The 18647-nt window shown below is 53.6% G+C and carries 13 protein-coding genes and 1 pseudogene; 7 read left to right on the top strand and 7 right to left on the bottom strand.

The features are described 5' to 3' along the window. Positions 1–47 precede the first annotated feature (47 nt). The gene (locus tag VI25_RS27610) at positions 48–170 is read left to right on the top strand and encodes a hypothetical protein (protein WP_262489918.1); all 123 of its coding nucleotides are present in this window, start codon (positions 48–50) and stop codon (positions 168–170) included. Between the two features lie 251 nt (positions 171–421). Beyond that, positions 422–2731: a polyphosphate kinase 1 gene (gene ppk1 / locus VI25_RS05320; protein WP_045688836.1), complete on the top strand. Its 2310-nt coding sequence runs from the start codon at positions 422–424 to the stop codon at positions 2729–2731. 91 nt (positions 2732–2822) lie between these two features. On the opposite strand, the gene VI25_RS05315 is transcribed toward ppk1, so the two are convergent. From VI25_RS05315 to topA, 7 genes are all read right to left on the bottom strand, one after another. Next, positions 2823–3815 carry a Ppx/GppA phosphatase family protein gene (locus tag VI25_RS05315; protein WP_052695256.1) on the bottom strand — a complete coding sequence of 331 codons (993 nt, stop codon included), beginning with the start codon at positions 3813–3815 and terminating at the stop codon, positions 2823–2825. A gap of 135 nt (positions 3816–3950) precedes the next feature. Further along, complete coding sequence (locus tag VI25_RS05310) at positions 3951–6107, bottom strand: hypothetical protein (protein WP_045688837.1); 2157 nt, start codon at positions 6105–6107, stop codon at positions 3951–3953. Beyond that, positions 6035–7675: a hypothetical protein gene (locus tag VI25_RS05305; protein WP_055562333.1), complete on the bottom strand. Its 1641-nt coding sequence runs from the start codon at positions 7673–7675 to the stop codon at positions 6035–6037. The genes VI25_RS05310 and VI25_RS05305 overlap by 73 nt, the downstream gene beginning before the upstream one ends. Positions 7676–7722: 47 nt before the next feature. Beyond that, positions 7723–7914, bottom strand: coding sequence for a hypothetical protein (locus tag VI25_RS24605; protein ID WP_152981499.1), 192 nt, complete (start codon positions 7912–7914; stop codon positions 7723–7725). 255 nt (positions 7915–8169) lie between these two features. After that, positions 8170–8361: a hypothetical protein gene (locus VI25_RS05300; RefSeq protein ID WP_055562332.1), complete on the bottom strand. Its 192-nt coding sequence runs from the start codon at positions 8359–8361 to the stop codon at positions 8170–8172. Between the two features lie 70 nt (positions 8362–8431). Beyond that, the gene (locus VI25_RS05295) at positions 8432–9124 is read right to left on the bottom strand and encodes an SIR2 family NAD-dependent protein deacylase (protein WP_045688839.1); all 693 of its coding nucleotides are present in this window, start codon (positions 9122–9124) and stop codon (positions 8432–8434) included. Positions 9125–9354: 230 nt separating this feature from the next. Beyond that, the gene (topA, locus tag VI25_RS05290) at positions 9355–11823 is read right to left on the bottom strand and encodes a type I DNA topoisomerase (protein ID WP_045688840.1); all 2469 of its coding nucleotides are present in this window, start codon (positions 11821–11823) and stop codon (positions 9355–9357) included. Between the two features lie 513 nt (positions 11824–12336). Between topA and VI25_RS05285 the strand changes: the two genes are divergently transcribed. The 5 genes and pseudogenes from VI25_RS05285 to VI25_RS28815 all read left to right on the top strand — a co-directional run. Next, entirely contained in the window at positions 12337–16560 is a 4224-nt protein-coding gene (locus tag VI25_RS05285) for a HAMP domain-containing protein (RefSeq protein WP_152981498.1), read from the top strand. 81 nt (positions 16561–16641) lie between these two features. Continuing rightward, complete coding sequence (locus VI25_RS05280; RefSeq protein ID WP_045687321.1) at positions 16642–17169, top strand: chemotaxis protein CheW; 528 nt, start codon at positions 16642–16644, stop codon at positions 17167–17169. 51 nt (positions 17170–17220) lie between these two features. After that, positions 17221–17604, top strand: coding sequence for a response regulator (locus VI25_RS05275; RefSeq protein WP_045687322.1), 384 nt, complete (start codon positions 17221–17223; stop codon positions 17602–17604). A 119-nt stretch (positions 17605–17723) separates the two neighbouring features. Beyond that, positions 17724–18452 carry a chemotaxis protein CheB gene (locus tag VI25_RS05270; RefSeq protein WP_152981497.1) on the top strand — a complete coding sequence of 243 codons (729 nt, stop codon included), beginning with the start codon at positions 17724–17726 and terminating at the stop codon, positions 18450–18452. Then, positions 18452–18607, top strand: a pseudogene (locus VI25_RS28815) (chemotaxis protein CheB); the annotation flags it as partial. The gene VI25_RS05270 and the pseudogene VI25_RS28815, both read left to right, overlap by 1 nt. Positions 18608–18647: the final 40 nt, after the last annotated feature.

The raw sequence follows: 18647 nt of genomic DNA, 5'->3' as shown, positions 1-18647 counted from the left end.
TTAATTCAGGTGCGCCCTCGGAACCAATCGTAGGCTACCCCCGGGCAATGCAGGAAAGCAATATGGTGGAAGTGGCTGGCACTACCGCGCGAGATGGTACCCCTACCACGGGTCGCGATGCGTATGCACAAACAAAGCGCGTTCTGGAGAAAATTAAGGAAGCCTTATGAGAAGCTGGAGCTACCTGCGAGCAGGTGGTCCGCACACGCATTTTCCTTAGCAACATTGCTGATTGGGAAGCTGTGGGGAAGGCCCATGCAGAAGCGTTTGGCAAGATCTAGTCTGCTAGCACCATGCTAGCCGGACAGGCCCCAATTGATCCACAGTTATTGGTTGAAATAGAGGCCACAGCTATTATTCCTGCGTAACGTACCTACAAAGGGCCGTTTGCTCGTATTTTGTCCGGCCTTTCCTTGCTGTTATGAAACTGTTTAAATCCGCGGACTTAATCCGCAAGAGTAAATACATTAGCCGCGACCTGAGCTGGTTACGGTTTAATTACCGCGTGCTCGACCAAGCGAAAGATGCCGGTCGGTCCTTATTTGATCGGCTGCGGTTTATGGCCATTACTTCCAGCAACCTTGACGAATTCTTCATGATTCGGGTGGGGTCGTTGTATAACTATCTGGATTATGGCAAAGAGCGGGTTGATTACTCTGGCCTGCGAGAGCTGCCATTCCGGCGCAAGCTGCTGGATTTTGCCCACCGTTTCGTCAACGATCAGTCGCTCACGTACCTCAACGAGCTGAAGCCGCTGTTTGAGAGAAACGGCTTCAACATACTGAAGATGTCTGAACTGACGGAGCTGGAGCTCAAGAAGGCTGATGGCTACTTCAAGAACACCATCTTTCCGCTGCTCACGCCCATGGTGTACGACTCCTACCACGGGTTCCCGCTGATGATGAATCAGATGCTCATCTATGGGGTTGTGACGCGAGCCGGCGGTGGATTGGATGGTAGCATGGAAGCGGAACGCGGGCAAGACCGTCTCACCTTCGTGCAGATTCCCCAGAACCTGTCGCGCTTCTTTGAGCTAACGCGCAAAGACAAAGTTATTTTTGTGCCCATTGAGGAAATTGTGCGGGCCAATCTGCCTAAGCTGTTCCGTAATGTTGAAATTGTATCGGCCGATTTGTTTCGCATCACGCGCAATGGCGACTTCACCTTGGAAGAGTCTGACGACATTGATGTGGACTTCATCAAGGAAATTCAGCTGGGCCTGAAAACTCGCAAGAAGGGCCGGGTAGTGCGCTTGGAGGTAGAGCCAAATGCCTCGGCGCTACTCATGCAAGTACTGAAGGAGCGGTGGAATATTGATAACGGCAATGTATTTGTTATCAGTTCTTTAATTGATTTGAAGGGGCTATTCCAGGTCCTAAAGCATCCGAACTTCCGAGGCAAGGGTTTCAAGCAGCCTGCGGCTGTTACGCCCCTCAGCCTGCCAGAGGGGGCCGAAGACAACTTATTTGACTACTTAAAGCAGCATGATGTGCTGCTCCACCACCCGTACAACAGCATTGAGCCAGTAGTACGCTTGTTGGAGCAAGCTGCTGAAGACCCCCACGTTCTGGGAATCAAGCAAACCATTTACCGCCTGGCCGATGATTCGCGCGTGACAGCCGCTTTGCTTAAAGCCGCTGAAAACGGCAAGCACGTATCGGTACTGTTTGAGGTGAAAGCGCGTTTCGATGAGGAGCGCAACATCCGGGAGGGGGCCCGCCTGGAAAAGGCTGGCTGCTTTGTTATCTACGGGGTGAGCAAGTACAAGACGCACACCAAAATGCTCCAAATTATCCGTAAGGAAGGGGAGAAGGTAACGCGCTACGTGCACATTGGGTCAGGTAACTACAACGAGCAAACGTCGCGCATTTATACCGACGTCAGCCTATTGACAACCAACGACGTGTATGGGCATGATGTATCAGAGTTTTTCAACGTTATCACGGGCCATTCCCAGCCCGATGACTACGAGTACCTGATTACGGCTCCTAAAGACATGCGTCAGCAGCTTATTTCTCTGATTCGGGAGGAAGTGCGCAACGCTAAAAAAGGGCTGCCCAGTGGCATTGTGATGAAGATGAACTCCTTGGAGGACAAGGAGATGATAGATGAGTTCTACAAAGCCAGCCGTGCCGGCGTGCCCATTCGTTTCATCGTACGGGGTATCTGCTGCCTGCGTCCTGGGCGCGCTAGCCTCAGCGACAACATTGAGGTACGCAGCATTGTAGGCGACTACTTGGAGCACTCACGCTTGTTCTACTTCCATCAAGCCGGCCACCCGAAAGTCTACGCTGGCTCTGCCGACCTGATGGTGCGCTCCTTCGACCGTCGCATTGAAGCCTTGTTCTTGATTGTGAATCCGCAGCTAAAACGGGAAGCCATCAATATCCTGTATTTCAACCTCAAGGATAATCAGAATACCTACCTCATGCGCGAGGATGGGGCCTACATCCGTCGCCAACCAGTGCCGGATGAGCCGGTATTCAACGTGCACAAGGAGTTTTATAGCAAGAATTTCGCATTGCTGAGTGAAAACGCGCTGTACGAGGAATGGCTTAACCGGGCCGATGTACTGTACGATAATGCTGATTCGAATGGCAATGACCACACTTCCATCCCGTCCTACGATCAGCCCAATGCGCAAGAAGTAGAGGAGGAAGAAAATGAGCAGCCCGTTGCCGTAGATGCCCACGACGGGCAAGAGCCAGATGAAGAGGCTGCGTTAGAGTAGGCGTTGCCAATCCGCAAGAGTAAGAGAAGCAAAAAGGCCGGTACCATGTGGTACCGGCCTTTTTGTTTCTTTGAGTTGAATCCGCAGCTACTTATTCTACCTCGGTTGGGCGACTCTGCACCGCGGGAATAGGCTTCTGTAAAGAATGGTCATCATTAGCCCGAATTTCGTCAAAGTGGTCTTCAAACAGCGTTTGCAGCATACCATCCTTAAGGCCAATGTCGGGTACAATCATTTGGTGAATGTGGGCCCACTCCATAGCCGACAAGTAGATGTGACCAGCCGGCACAATCACGTCGGCCCGGTCGGGGTTGAGTAGCGCTACGTTAACGCGCTCATCCATGGTCATGCCCGTGAGCTGCTCGAGGATGGTGGCAATACGCCGCCGCGTTACGGGCTTATCAAGCTGGGGCTGGGCTAAGCTGTAGAGCTTGTTGATGTTGCCGCCCGTGCCAATGGCGCGCGATACGTGGTAGCGGCGGGCATTCTCAGTAACCCACTCCTCCATGCGCTTCCAGGTAGCGTTAAGCGCATCGGCACCCAGGCCAGATTCTTCTTGCTGCATCCGGCGGATTGAGCCTACCTCAAACGACTGGGAAGCTACCTTGCGGCGGTTGTGGTAGATGTTGAACTCAGTGCTGCCACCTCCCACGTCAATATGCAGGTAGTGCTTATTGTCTTCGAGCAGTTGTTCAATTACGCGGTTGATGTAGGCCGCCTCATCCTGGCCATCAATCACGCGGATGGTCATACCCAGTTCCTTCTGCACTCGTTGCGCTACAGCCTGGCCATTGGTGGCGGTGCGCATAGCGGAAGTGGCGCAAATGAGGTAATGGTTGGGGGCTACGTCGTGCACTTCCATGAGTAAGCGCAACGCATGCAGAAACTTGACAAACTTCTCCTGTTTCTTGTCTGAGATGCGGCCGGTGGCGAAAACATCTTCGCCTAGACGCAGTGGGTAGCGCACGTACTCTACGCGCTTGAGGCGGTACCGGTCGCCGTAGTGGAGTACGGCCGAAATCTGGCACCGCACGGCATTCGAGCCGATGTCAATGGCAGCAAGTTTCAGGAGCGGATATTCCATTCAGTAGAGAGTTGAGCGAAAGAATATGACCAAATATAGCCGGTCATAGTGGGGAAGGCACGGTCAAAAGCACGTTAGCAAGTCAATGCGCCCTGTTTTCGCGGAAACAGGGCGCATCAGTCAGCAGCAAAGCACTTAGTTATCAATGCGGAAGCCCAGGCCGAACTGAATCAGACCATTTTCTGGCGACTTTTGATAGGATACGGACAATGCCAGTTGGTCGGACACCGGGGCGATGTAGAAGCCGCCGCCGTAGCCTTCATGCCAGCCGCTAGGGGAGGAGCCTTGGAAGTATACTCGGCCTTTATCATAGAAGCCGAATACACCGTACGAGAAAGGCAAGAAGCCCGTTTGCACCCGCCCAAGCGCCAAGCGTAGCTCTGTATTCAGATACAAGCTGGCGTCGCCGGTGAAGCGGTTGCGGTAGTAGCCGCGTAGGTTTTCACGGAGTCCTAAGCTGGTAAATTTGTAGAAGGGAATTTCCTCGTCGTTGCCGTAATTTTTGGCGCCTCCGCCCTTTAGAACCAGCGTTACGGGAATACCCAGCCGAGCCGTGCCATAGTACTCAGCGAAGGCTTGGGTGAGGCCAAAGTTGCTCTTGCTGCGATTAAGCTGATGGTAGCTGTCGTGCTGTACGCGCAGGCGCACGCCACGTCGAGCAAAGCTCTGTCGGTCTCGCAAATCCAAGTCTAGCAAAGCGTTTAAGCCAATTAGACGCTGGAAACTAGCATTAGGAACTCCTGTTTCGGGGAACTGCGGGCTGTTGAATAGCTGCCCCAGGTAGCTGTTGGTGGCGTAATTCGACGTGTAGTGCTCATACGTTGGCCCGATGCGAAACACGCTGCGCTGCCAAAACACCCGCTCCGTGAAGGCGCTGAGCGTGTAGCCTTTGTAGCGGGCCTTATAGTAGTTATCGTCGTACAGTCCTTCGTCTTTGTTAGTGTTGTTCCCCAAGCCAAAGAAGTTGTAGAAAGGGAAAAAATTACCATACTCGGTGCGGGCGCCTATATCCCACTGCCCGAATGCATGCCGATAACGCGAAGCCAAGGCTACCTGAAAATTGCCGTTGCTAGACCCCCGTATATCAAATGAATACAGGTTTTTGTAGTTCGGCTTGCGGAACCCTTGGTGCACGAAGTCTACTCCTACGCCTGCGCCAAACCCGTCGCTCTGATTATAGATTAAGGTAGCACGGGGCTTATACGTGTCGTATTCAAACTGCTCCCGGTCGTAGGCGTTTACCTCTGGTTGGGTAGAGGTGCGGTTATCCGTCTCGGAGCTGGCTTTCAAGTCCGTATCAATTACATCGTACACCTTGGTTTTAGCGCGCAGGCCGCTCACGTGCGAGTCGTCGGCAATCTGGTCTTTGCCGTCGCCCCCTATGATGCGTACCAATACACTGCGCTTAGCCGTTCCCGCGACGGTGAATACATCTTTGCCATCGAGGCCGTAGAGGCTCACCTCACTGGTTTCCTTGGGGTGGAACGTGCGGTCAAAAAGCGGCCTGCCATTGGGTCCGTCACCTTCCTTGGCTTTATCAAACATCTGCACCCGCACACTACCATTCGAGAGGCGGTCTACCAAGAATACTTCCGCCTTGTTGGAGCCTACTATGTCTACCCGTTTTGCCAGGAGCAGGTAGTAATCATCGAGTGCCCGGGGTAGCTCCTGAATGCGAGCTTTTAGCTTACGATTTAGTTGGTCGCCTGAAAGGGGTTTTAGCTCTTGAGGCAACGTAGCCGTTGCCTCGTCGATGGCGGCCGGCGTAATGCGTTCCTGCATGTACTTGCCTATTTCCTGCCATTGCTCCCGGCTTAGGCTTTGAAGCAAAAAACGGTCGAGGTGGCGAGCCGGCCAGTTTAGGCTCTTCAGGTCATGAAACTCTGATTGGAAGTCTTCGATGCTGGGCACAGCCCATTCCCGGTTGGCAAGGTAAGTAAGTGCCCCATTCCACAGCGTAAACGACTGGTCCCGGTCGCGCGGAATGGGTTTGTACACGGTCTTCTTGCCGTCTTTATAGCCGGCCCACTTCCAGTTGTCTTCGTGCTTGCCAAAATCGGCCACCAGCATATCGAAGGCGCGGGCGCGGCCCAGCGCCACGGCATCAATGCGGTTATCGTTGTCTTTATACAGCTGGCGGAAGAAGCTAAACGAACGGCGCACATCGGTGGCCCCTCCAAAGCCGGGTAGGTTTGGCTTGGGGTCTACAGGCCGGTCCTCTAGCGTGCCAAGCAGACCGGCATACTCTTCTCGGTAGGGGCCCAGCTGGTTGTTGTCGGGGAGCACAAACAACCGCGGCCGGGCATGCAGAATATCCGTTTTATCCAGTAATGACCCCGTAACCAGCGCCGAGTAGGGTGGGCCGTAGCCGTGATTTCGCGCAGCACGTCGGCGGCAATAGAGCGGCGCAATTCGGGTGGCAAGATGCGCGTCACATCCTTATCAACCGAGCGAAACACGTACTCTGAAGAGTCGGCAGCAATAAGCTTAAGGGAGGTAGTCTGGCGTCCGCCCCCACGACCAAACGGCCGCAGCCCACCCTTTTCTGTCGCTAGGTTAAGAGTAGGCACTTGCACCGGCTGGGTCCAAGAAGTCCGATACAGGTCGCCGAGCCAGAACCGGGATGATCGGGTGCCGCCGTACTGCTTGCCCGCGGCCAGGGTTTGAGTAGGTTGAAACGGGGCATCTGGTTTGACCTCAGCTACTCCTTTGGGCGCCGTAGGACACTCGGGAATAAAGCTATTGACCGGAATTTTGGGTAAGCGCGGTTCCTGGCAAGCCGACTGAAACAGGGTAGTAGCATACGCCTCCTTCACGTCGGTACCGCTTCCGGTGAACGTGTAAAAAGCGGTTTTTACAGTGCCATCTGCGTAGTACTCTACCTTGGAAAATCCTTCCTCCGATATATTGAACTGCGACGTGCCATTGGCGCCCACGTGCTGCTTCTCAGAAAAAGAGCCTGATACCACCTGGTAGTTGCCCGCAAACGGGGTCAGCTGTAAGCTGTAGTCGTGGGCGGAGGCGTACACAACCCCAGGATTATCCTTTAAGGTGTTCGTCATGTCCTTCTGGAACTCCTGGTAGGCTGGGTTGGCTAAATCGCGCGGAGACCCCACGTTTTGGCGGTAAGCTGCGTATACGGTGCCCAGCACTGGAGGCAGCAAATGCCGGCTCAAGGGCATGTGGCCACCATACACGCCCGTACTGAAAATGGGTTGGTGACCAACCAGCAGCACATTGCGGCCCTTGGTGTCGTCCAGCACATCTTGCAGCTGCTCTCGGAATTCTTCCTTCGTAAGCGTTTTGCACTCCGTGTCGGGGGCTTCAGGCCGGTCGTACGGATGGGTCCACCACGGCGAGTTGATGGCCACAAGGCGCACATTGCTGGCAACATCTACCACTTCAGGGCCTGGGCATCCACCGGTAGGCAGGAAGGCGTTTTGGCCGGGCAGCCTGTCCTCGATATACTTTTCGAGGCGCCGCACCCGCTTTAGGCCTTCGGGCCCGGAGTTCGCCCAATCCTTGTCGCCGGGGATGAAGTATAGCTTACCATTCGGTAGTCCCTGAACCAAGCCAATAAGTGCATCGGCCCGGGCAGTTTGTGCAGCCTGAGCAGAGTCCTTCTTACTGCCCAGGCCTTCGTTTCCTACTACATCGCCCAGATGAACTACCGTGAACGTACCAGTTTGCTGCTCCAAAGTCCGACGCAGCGCCTGTACATGTTGAACTGGAAGATCGGTAGTAGCAGTGTTGCCGAGTAAGTAAACAGTATGAGTAGGAGAAACTGACTGCGAAAAGGCGGGGAAAGTGGCCGCTAAACCAAGGCCAGTAAGCAGCGCGCGAGTGTAGCGTGGAGGCATAAGGGGAGTTGTAGAAGGCTGTTCTACGCAGAAGCAACGGATCAGATTTAACCTAATTTTAATTTTAAGGTTTTCTTCACTTCTTGTTCTGCTCTAAAATAAGCTAAATCGGCTATGCCCTCGCTTCTATGCTGTGTATAAACCGCTGCACTACAAGCACTACCAAACAGGGTAGTATCAATCCATTGTGCTTCACTACGGGGAACACGCGCTACCCACTCACCTATAAACTTCTTCACCCCAATCGGCGAAACTTGAATGGGGCGTAAATCAAAGAAATAGCGTTCTGGGTTTCAAGGGCTGAAGAAGGCCACACTGAGGCCACCGGTTGTCATGGCATCTAGCACCCCGTGCGAAGCAGTAGCCAGCCTGAGTGCTATCCAAACCCGCAAGAGAGGTGGGGCTGGCTTCGGCCGAATGATGGCTACACCAGCTACGATACTTGCCGTAACCACCACGGCGGCCAACAGGGGATGGGGAAGTCCGTGGTGGCCTCACAACCCCGCATACGGCACGCGAAAGGCAAACCCAATACCATCGGCATCGGGCAGAAATGCACAGGCAGCGGCAGTAACCACCAGCGCCAATTGCTCTTGGCCGGCAGCAGCAGTTTGCCCAGGGTTGTACCCAATACCATGTGCCCAACAATGGATGCCATCTTTGACTGTTTGGAAGGAACTATGCACTTGGCTAGTGGGGAGCCTGTTTCCGCAAAACGGACGAGCACTACGCTGCCTTGACTGGGGATGGACGCCGTCAAACGAGTTGCTCTCGTAACTCGCGCGCTACCCGTGTTACCCCGGTAGTGGCTGGCTCTGGCACAAAGTGCAGGCTAGGGCGGCCCGAAACGGCAGGTTGGTTTGGGTCAATGATATAGATAGGACAATCCGGGCGAGTATAATGCACCAGGCTAGCTGCAGGGTACACTTGTAAGGAAGTACCGATAACTAGGAAGGCATCGGCGGTAGCGGCTTCTTCAATAGCGCGTTCCATAAGGGGTACTTGCTCGCCAAACCATACAATGTTTGGACGAAGCTGGTAGCCTTTTTCACACAGGTCGCCAAGCTCTATGAGGTCCGATTCCATGGGGTAAACCAACTGGTCGAAGTAAGAGCTACGGGCTTCAAATAGCTGCCCGTGCAAATGAATTACCTGCTGACTACCAGCCCGCTCGTGAAGGTTGTCTACGTTTTGCGTGATAATCACGACCTCAAAGTCCTGTGCTAGCTCCACTAGGGCTTGGTGACCAGCGTTGGGCTCAGCCTCACGGGCTGATCGGCGTCGTTGATTATAAAAATCCAGGACAAGACTAGGGTTTCGTGCCCAGCCTTCTGGAGAGGCCAAATCCTCTATTCGGTGTCCTTCCCAAAGCCCATCGGCGCCACGAAACGTCGCTAATCCGCTTTCCGCCGAAATACCTGCTCCTGTTAGCGCTACAATCTTCTTCATCTTTGACAGTATAGAACGACAAACGCTACTAAAGACGCATTTTCATCTTCTTCTGTTACTTGGTCCACGCTGCTACTGCTGCGCCTAAAGACCGGCACCTGCCCAAGCAAATTAGAGTAACTACTACTGAATGACCTTATAAGATTGATTGTCAATAAGCCAATTCTCAGAGCACAAAAAAGCCCTACCTGATATAGACAGGGTAGGGCTTTTGAGTAATTTTAAAAGGACTATTTGGCTTTGGTGGCCTTTTTAGTGGTTGTATCGGTGGCTTTCTTGGCAGCGGGCTTCTTTGCTGCTGCTTTTTTCGCTGCAGGCTTCTTGGCAGGCATGTCCACCTTCTCCGTTGCATCGGGGGTAACGGCCTTCTTAGCAAAGCGTCCGCCCTTGGCTGGCTTGTCGGGAGTAGCTTCGGCTAGTTCCAAGCAACGCTCTAAGGTGAGTCCGGCGGGCTCTTCGCCCTTTGGAATCTTCACATTTTTCTTGCCGACTACGATGTATGGTCCAAAGCGGCCGTTCAGGATTTGCACATCTGGGCGCTCCGTAAACTCCTTGATGAGGCGTTCCGCATCTGCTTTGCGCTTGGCTTCAATCAAGTCAATTGCTTCCTGAGCTGTAATGGTGTGCGGATCTTGCTCCTTGCCAATCGAGTAGAACTTGCTGTCGTGGCGGATGTAGGGACCAAAGCGGCCGAGAGCAGCCGTCATGTCCTTTTCTTCAAACTGCCCTACAATGCGTGGGAGTTTGAACAGGTCCAGTGCCTCCTCTAAGGTAATATTCTCGATAAACTGCCCTTTGCGCAGGCTAGCATACACGGCCTTTTCTTCCGAGCCTTCTTTGGGCTCTATCTGCACGTAGGGACCGAAGCGGCCTAGGCGAGCAGTAATTTTTTGCCCCGTTTCCGGGTGAGCACCAATCTCCCGAGTGCTACCCAGGGTGCTACGTTCAATATCCTGACCACGCTCCACAGTCTCGTGGAAGGTTCCGTAGAAGCCAGCCAGCATGTCCGTCCACTGCTCTTGACCATCTGCAATGCGGTCGAACTCGTCTTCTACCTTAGCGGTGAACTGGAAGTCAACGATTACGGGGAAGTGCTCCACTAAAAAGTCGTTTACCACCATAGCCGTGTCGGTGGGAAACAGCTTAGCTTTATCGGCGCCGAAGGTCTCAGTTTTTACTTCGGTTTTTACCGTGTCACCTTCCAGCGTGAGCAGGTGGAATTTACGTTCCTTGCCTTCACGGGAGTCTTTCTCTACGTAGCCCCGCTTCTGAATGGTGCTGATAGTAGGCGCGTAGGTAGAAGGACGGCCAATACCCATTTCCTCCAACTTCTTTACCAGTGAAGCTTCCGTGTAGCGCGCTGGGGGCTGAGCGTAGCGCTCCGTAGCCCGCAACTGCTGCAAGGGTAACTCCTGGTCCACGTTGAGGGGCGGCAAGCCACGCGAGAACGACGACTCACCGTCTTGCTCATCCTCGTCTTTTGACTCTGCATAGGCTTTGAGGAAGCCCTCAAACGTGATAACCTCGCCCGTAGCAGATAAGGACACACCTGGTTGCGTGCTGATACCAATGGTGGCTACCGTGCGCTCAATAGTGGCATCGGCCATTTGCGAAGCTAAGGCACGCTTACGAATCAGGTCGTATAGGCGCTGCTCTTGCGAGTCCTCACCAGCTTTTACCAGAGCGAAATCAGTAGGCCTAATAGCTTCGTGAGCTTCCTGGGCCGACGCCGACTTAGTCTTAAATTGACGGCTGTGCGCATATTCTGGACCATAGGCGGCCGAAATAGCTTCCTTAGCGGCTGCTAACGCATCTTGCGATAAGTTTACGGAGTCAGTACGCATATAGCTGATCTTGCCACCTTCGTACAGCTTTTGAGCCACACTCATGGTTTGCGCTACTGAGAAGCCTAGCTTACGCGAAGCCTCCTGTTGCAGAGTAGAAGTAGTAAAAGGTGGCGCAGGGCTGCGCTTACCAGGTTTCTTCTCCAAGTTCTCAATGCGATAGGTAGCGCCAATGCAACGCGACAAGAATGCCTCAGCTTCTTCGCGGGTTTTAAAGCGGGTAGGAAGCTCGGCTTCTAGCACGGCACCGCGGCCTGCATCAAACTTGGCAACCACGCGGTACACCGAGGAAACCTTAAACTGATTGATTTCCCGCTCCCGCTCAACTACCAGACGCACTGCCACCGATTGCACGCGCCCAGCAGAAAGGCCAGTCTTTACTTTCTTCCACAGTACTGGGCTCAGCTCAAAGCCAACCAAACGGTCAAGCACCCGCCGGGCCTGTTGGGCATTCACCAAGTTAAGGTCGATTTCCCGAGGGCTAGCAATGGCATTGAGAATGGCGTTCTTCGTGATTTCACGAAACACGATGCGGCGCGTTTTTTCGCCACCGCTCAGATTCAAGGTTTCGGCTAAGTGCCAAGAAATAGCTTCACCCTCCCGGTCGTCGTCACTGGCTAGCCATACCGTTTCAGCCTCCTTCGCTAGTTTCTTCAGTTGGCTGATAACCTCCCGCTTGTCGGCCGAAACAACATAGGTAGGTTTGAAGCCATTCGCAATGTCGATGGCATTGTTGTCCTTCGGCAAGTCACGTACGTGGCCAAAGCTGGATTTGACAATAAAGTCCTTCCCCAAATACCCTTCAATGGTTTTGGCTTTGGCCGGAGACTCGACGATGACTAGATTTTTTACCATACAGGGGATGCTGGCGACAGGAGCGTTGCCGTGGGTGGAGTATTAAAAACGGTCCACACGGCGTAAAGTTGAATTTTGCCGCAAAGATGCTGGAATAATCCGGTAGACAACTGCGGCCCAGTAATATTACGATGTAGAAAAGCCCTAGTTGAGGCTTTATAAGGTAGTTGAGGAACATGAACCCGCAGGCAAGAGGTTCAGCATCCGCCAGTTAATATTAAGGAGTAAGTTTTCAAGCTGAATAGTGGCTACAATGCTTGATTTACTACCTTTGTAAGTCTAGGAACCAGCCCACCAACCGTTCCGTTCGTGCACCGTCAGCTTTTGCTGACATCGCCACTCTACTTTGTCTATGGCCTCAGCAAAGACGCCCAGGAATAATCAACCGGATACCACCAACCCGGAATCTTTAAATGCCTTGACCCCCGCGCTTGCCAATGGCTCGGAGGAACCAGGCCGTGCAAACGGAACCCGCAATGGCAACTCTACCGAAAACGGGGGAGCAGCTCCCACTTGGGTGCCACGGCTGATTCAGAGTATGTCAACGAGCAGCTCAACCGGGTGCTCTACGCCCTCGACGCCTTTAAGAAGGGGGACGTATCAGTGCGCCTGACCAAGCAAAACGATGACATCTTTGCCGAAATAGCTGAAGCCTACAACTCCATGGTGGAGATGATTGGTGGAGTAGGAGGAGAAGTGTCGCGCATCTCGAAAGTAGCGGGAGTAGAAGGCAACCTGAAGGCACGTGCCTCTGCCGATAATGCCGCTGGTTTCTGGCGCGATATGATCAATAACATCAACGGCTTGGTAGACAGCATTGCCGTACCGGTGTTGGAAGTAGGCAAAGTACTGAAGAACATCAGCAAGGGCAATTTGGATGAGACCTTCCAAATTCCCGTGTCGGGTGACTTCAAGGTGATGGCCGAAACCATCAACAAGACAATTGACAACCTCAACCTGTTCGCGGGCGAAGTAACCCGCGTAGCACAAGAGGTAGGTACGGAAGGTAAGCTGGGTGGCCAGGCTTCGGTACCGAACGTGGGTGGTATTTGGAAAGAACTGACGGACAACGTAAACTACATGGCTTCGAACCTGACCTCTCAGGTACGAGACATTGCCAACGTAGCCACGGCCGTAGCCAAGGGCGACCTGACCCAGAAGATTACGGTGGATGTGAAGGGGGAACTGCTGCAGTTGAAGCAGAACCTGAACCAGATGGTGGACTCGCTCAACCTGTTTGCGGGCGAAGTAACCCGCGTGGCACAAGAGGTAGGTACGGAAGGTAAGCTGGGTGGTCAAGCCTCAGTACCGAACGTGGGTGGTGTATGGAAGCAGCTGACCGATAACGTGAACACAATGGCCTCAAACCTGACACTGCAGGTACGAGACATTGCCAACGTAGCTACCGCTGTAGCCAAGGGCGACCTGACCCAGAAGATTACGGTGGATGTGAAGGGGGAACTGCTGCAGTTGAAGCAGAACCTGAACCAGATGGTGGACTCGCTCAACCTGTTTGCGGGCGAAGTAACCCGCGTGGCACAAGAGGTAGGTACGGAAGGCCGCCTAGGCGGCCAGGCCTCGGTGCCCAATGTGGCAGGGGTGTGGAAGGAGTTGACCGACAACGTAAACTACATGGCCTCAAACCTGACACTGCAGGTGCGAGACATTGCCAACGTAGCTACCGCTGTAGCCAAGGGCGACCTAAGTCAGAAGATTACGGTGGATGTGAAGGGGGAACTGCTGCAGTTGAAGCAGAACCTGAACCAGATGGTGGACTCGCTCAACCTGTTTGCGGGCGAAGTAACCCGCGTAGCCCTCGAAGTAGGTACGGAAGGTAAGCTGGGTGGCCAGGCCTCGGTGCCCAATGTGGCGGGGGTGTGGAAGGAGTTGACCGACAACGTAAACTACATGGCCTCAAACCTGACACTGCAGGTGCGAGACATTGCCAACGTAGCTACCGCCGTAGCCCGCGGTGACTTGAGCCAGAAGATGACGGTGGATGTGAAAGGCGAAATCCTAGAGCTGAAAAACATCCTGAACCAGATGGTGGACTCGCTCAACATCTTTGGCGATGAAGTAACCCGTGTAGCGCGTGAAGTAGGTACCGAAGGTCGCTTGGGTGGCCAAGCTTCTGTACCTCGGGTAGGGGGAACTTGGAAGGAGTTGACCGACAACGTAAACACGATGGCCTCGAACCTGACCTCTCAGGTACGAGACATTGCCAACGTAGCCACGGCCGTAGCAAAAGGCGACCTAACCCAGAAGATGACGGTGGATGTGAAAGGCGAAATTCTCGACCTGAAAAACATCCTCAATCAAATGGTGGACTCGCTCAACATCTTTGCGGGCGAAGTAACCCGTGTAGCACGGGAGGTAGGCACCGAGGGTATCCTGGGTGGCCAGGCCAACGTACCTAGCGTGTCAGGCACATGGAAGGACTTGACCGACAACGTAAACACGATGGCGGCTTCCTTGACTAGCCAGGTACGCGACATCGCCAACGTAACGACGGCTGTTGCCCGCGGCGACTTGAGCCAGAAAGTGACGGTAAATGTACGCGGTGAGCTGCTACAGCTTAAAGACAACCTAAACCAGATGGTGGACTCGCTGAATACGTTCGGCGACGAAGTAACCCGTGTAGCGCGCGAGGTAGGTACCGAAGGTCGTCTCGGCGGCCAGGCGGTTGTGCCCAATGTGCGTGGTACATGGAAGGACTTGACCGACAACGTAAACACGATGGCGGCTTCCTTGACTAGCCAGGTACGCGACATCGCCAACGTGACGACGGCTGTTGCCCGCGGCGACTTGAGTCAGAAGGTATCCGTAGACGTAAAAGGTGAGCTGCTTGACTTGAAGGACAACATCAACCAGATGGTGGACTCGCTCAACATCTTTGCGGGTGAGGTAACCCGTGTGGCTCAGGAAGTAGGTACCGAGGGTAAACTCGGTGGCCAGGCCAATGTGCCCAATGTGACGGGGGTGTGGAAGGACTTGACGGATAACGTAAACATCCTTGCCGCCAACCTCACAACGCAAGTACGAGGCATTGTAAAAGTAGTAACTGGCGTATCGCAAGGTGACCTAACACAGAAGCTGACGCTAGATGCCAAGGGTGAGGTAGCAGACCTAGCAGATACCATCAACCGCATGGTGGATGACCTGAACCGCCTCGCTCAGGAAGTAAGCCGCGTGGCTAAAGTAGCTGGCGTAGAAGGCAAACTGACGGAGCGAGCTACGGTAGGCGGCGTGAGTGGTTCGTGGAAGGAAATTGTAGATACGCTCAACGACCTGCTCGAATCCATTGCCTCTCCGGTACTGGAGGTAAGCCGTGTAGTGCGCGCTATTTCTGAGGGTGACCTTACGCAACAGGTAGAGGTAACAACGGCCGGCGACATTCAATCAATGGCTGCGGCCCTGAACCTTGCCGTTGACAATTTGAACGACCTGCTGGCTGAAATCAACGACTCGTCACAAGTAGTAGGAACGTCGTCGGAGGAAATGGTAGTGAAAGGCCAGGAAATGAGCCGAGTAACGGTAGATGTGGCCCTTGCTATGCAGCAGATGGCCGAAGGTGCCCAGAACCAAGCCCTTAAAACTGACCAGGCCTTTAAGCTGATTGAAGAAATCATGCAGGCCACCAAGGAAACCGCTGGCAAGGCCGATGTAGGCATTAAAGCAGCTATTCTGGGTGAGCAAACTTCTCAGCTTGGTCTAAAGACAGTGGCTGAGGTGGTGAAGAACATGGAGGAAATCAGCTCAGCTGCTGCTCAAACTTCTAAAACCATTGAAGTACTTAACACGCGTTCGGTAGAGATTAGCAAGTCGCTTGGCGTCATCTCTGACATTGCTGCGCAAACCAATCTACTCGCGCTGAATGCGGCTATCGAAGCAGCCCGCGCTGGTGAAGCGGGTCGGGGTTTCGCGGTAGTAGCAGAAGAGATTCGCAAGCTAGCAGAGGGCTCCCGCAAGTCGGCCAACGAAATTGCTACCCTGGTAGAAGATGTGCGTAAGGATACAACTTCTGCTGCTACGGCAATTTCAACCATGGAAGGCCGGGTACTCAAAGGCAAAAACGCTACGTTTGAAGCTAGCTCTGCCTTCAAAAACATTGCTACCAGCAGCGGCGAAACGCTACGCACCTCGCGCGATATCCTAACGGCTACCGAAATTCAGAAGACCTCGATTGGCGACGTAGTAAAATACGTGGAAGAGGTAGTAGCCATTGCTGAGCAAACAGCTTCTGGTACCCAGCAAGTGGCTAGCACTGCCAAGCAGCTCTCAACCAGCATGCAGGAGCTAACCACCAGCAGTCAAAACCTCACGGATATTGCCGATGACCTTCAGCTTGGGTTGTCAGCCTTCCAACTCATTGAGGATTTGGAGCCCGAACCCGAGCCTGAGCCTGAGCCCATCCGGCGTCATAGGTTGCTTTCGCGGCGTGCTAATGCCCCAGCAGTTCCAGTTCCAGCTGCCCCAGCCACGCGCCCTACCCGACATAATGCGGCCTCAGCAGTTGCTACCCCAGAGGTAATTACTGCTGCTCCAGCGCGCAAAACAGGTCGTCGGGCTGTTCCGGCGGCAGTGCCTACGGAGGAAAAGGCTGCCACTGAGCAGCCAAACGGAGGTAATAGCCGCAAGGCTAGCACCCGCCGTGCGGCAAAAGCAGCGCCTCAGCCTGCGGATGCGGCTGAAGCTCCTGTCACCAAGCCCCGGCAGACCAAAGCCAAGGCGAAATAATTCTGATTTTTCTACTGATGCATAGTGAAGCCAACCCGCTAATTATGGGTTGGCTACTACTTCCCCCTTTCCGTTTCAGGTATGCCTGAGTCCGAAAAATACAGCAAACAAGAAGCCGTCATTCAGCTAATCGTATTCCGGCTAGGAGAAGAGGAGTACGGCATTCGCATAGAACAAGTAAAGGAGGTAACTATTACTCCTGAAATTGCGCGTATGCCCAAAACTCCTCCTTTCGTGAAGGGCATTGCGAACCTGCGCGGCGACATCATTGCCGTTATTGATCTGGAAGAGCGGTTTCAGCTCCGGCCGGCAGGAGAGGAATTGCCTGCTGTGACGTATACCCTCGCCATCGAAGCCAAGGATTACACCATTGGCATTATGGTGCGGGAAGTACCGCAGCCTTTGTCTATTCCGGTCTCCATTATCGAGAAGGCTCCTGAATTCATTCAGGATCTGAATATTCACGACAAGTACATTGAAGGAATTGCCAAAATCGAGGATCGAATTATCGTGGTACTCGACATGCTGAAATTGCTTACCCCCGGCGAAATAATGCAGTTGCAATCCAAAGGGGAATCTTCCGCCGCCGCCGCGCGTACAAAAGCCTAAGCTAATAAACTGTTCAGCTGCTCTTCTTTCTCTCTGTTTGATCAACCCAATATGAAAAACCGCATCCTCATCGTCGACGACTCTTTTTACATGCGCACGATGCTCAAGAACATGCTCACCGACGCCGGCTATGAGGTAGTAGGAGAAGCTGCTAATGGGCAGCAGGCGCTGGAAATGGCAGCTCAAACTACTCCTGACCTTATCACCCTTGACGTCATCCTACCTGATAACACGGGGCTTGATGTTCTTAAAGGTATTCGCCAGGACCAGCCCGACGTTAAAGTAGTAATGTGTTCAGCTGTAGGCCAGGAGGTTATTGTAAACGAAGCGTTGGAAAGCGGTGCTACTGCCTACATCGTGAAGCCTTTCTCGGAAGAGAAGGTACTTGAGATTGTGGGTAGCGCCTTGCAAGGTTCAGATTCTACCGAAGCATAACCTCGTTTCCATCACCTGCCAACAGGGGTACCACCCCAGTTTGCCTCTACTCGCACTATTTTCTCTGTGCTCAACTCTTCTACTCCTTTCACTATAGTATTCGGTAATCTTCCTACCTAGTGGTAGGGGAGCTGACCCGCTTGCTGCATACCGATGCCTCCCTGCGAGTTGTTGGTACGGCTTCGGGTACCGAAGAATTAGCACGATTGGCTAGGCGCTTGCAGCCAGGGGGAATAATAGTGGGAGAAGATCAATTACTAGGATTAGAGCAATTACGCCGCCAATACGCTGGCCCCGTATTGCTTTATAGTACCCGCCCACCCTTATCAGGAATGTTGCGGGAAGTAGCGCAATTAGGGGTGCAGGATTATTTGTCGGCACTACCTGTAAACGGCTCTGAGCAGCTAGTCTGGCGACGAGAGGTCCTACGGAAAGTAGGCGCTATGCGTCCGAAGCCTACTGCAGCTTTGCCTTTACCTATGAGTGCGCGCCGAGTAGTGGCACCCCTGCTACCGGGTGGGGTTGTGGTTATTGGAGGCTCTACGGGAGGTAGTACCGCTGTGGAGGCTGTAGTCCGCAACCTGCCGACTAACTTCCCTTGGGCAGTACTGGTAGCAGTACACTTGCCGGCTGGCTTTACCGATGCACTAGTAGATCGGCTGCAGCGTGCCTCCTCGCTGCCCGTAGAAGCTGCAACACAAGGAGCACGCTTGGTTGCGGGGCACGTGTTGGTAGCTCCTGGGGGGTACAATATGGTAGTTCGCCCCGTACCTAATTCTCCTTGGCAAGGTTGGCAAACTGAGTTTTTAAACGAAACCAGCCTAGATGTGCCTCTGTTGATATATTGATGCAATCAGTAGCAACTACTGCAGGGCGCTCAGTACTAGGGGTGGTTCTCTCTGGCCTCGGAAGTGATGGGACCCGGGGTGCAAGCTATGTCCGGCAGAAAGGTGGAGTAGTAATAGCGCAAGATGAGGCTTCGTCCGCTGTATTCGGCATGCCTAAAGCCGTAATTATGGCCGGGCTAGCTACTGCAGTGCTGC

The sequence above is a fragment of the Hymenobacter sp. AT01-02 genome, from assembly GCF_000961955.2.
In the GTDB taxonomy this organism is placed as follows: Bacteria; Bacteroidota; Bacteroidia; order Cytophagales; family Hymenobacteraceae; genus Hymenobacter; species Hymenobacter mucosus.
Note: the sequence above shows the minus strand (reverse complement) of the source record. Positions and strands in the feature narration are given on the sequence as shown.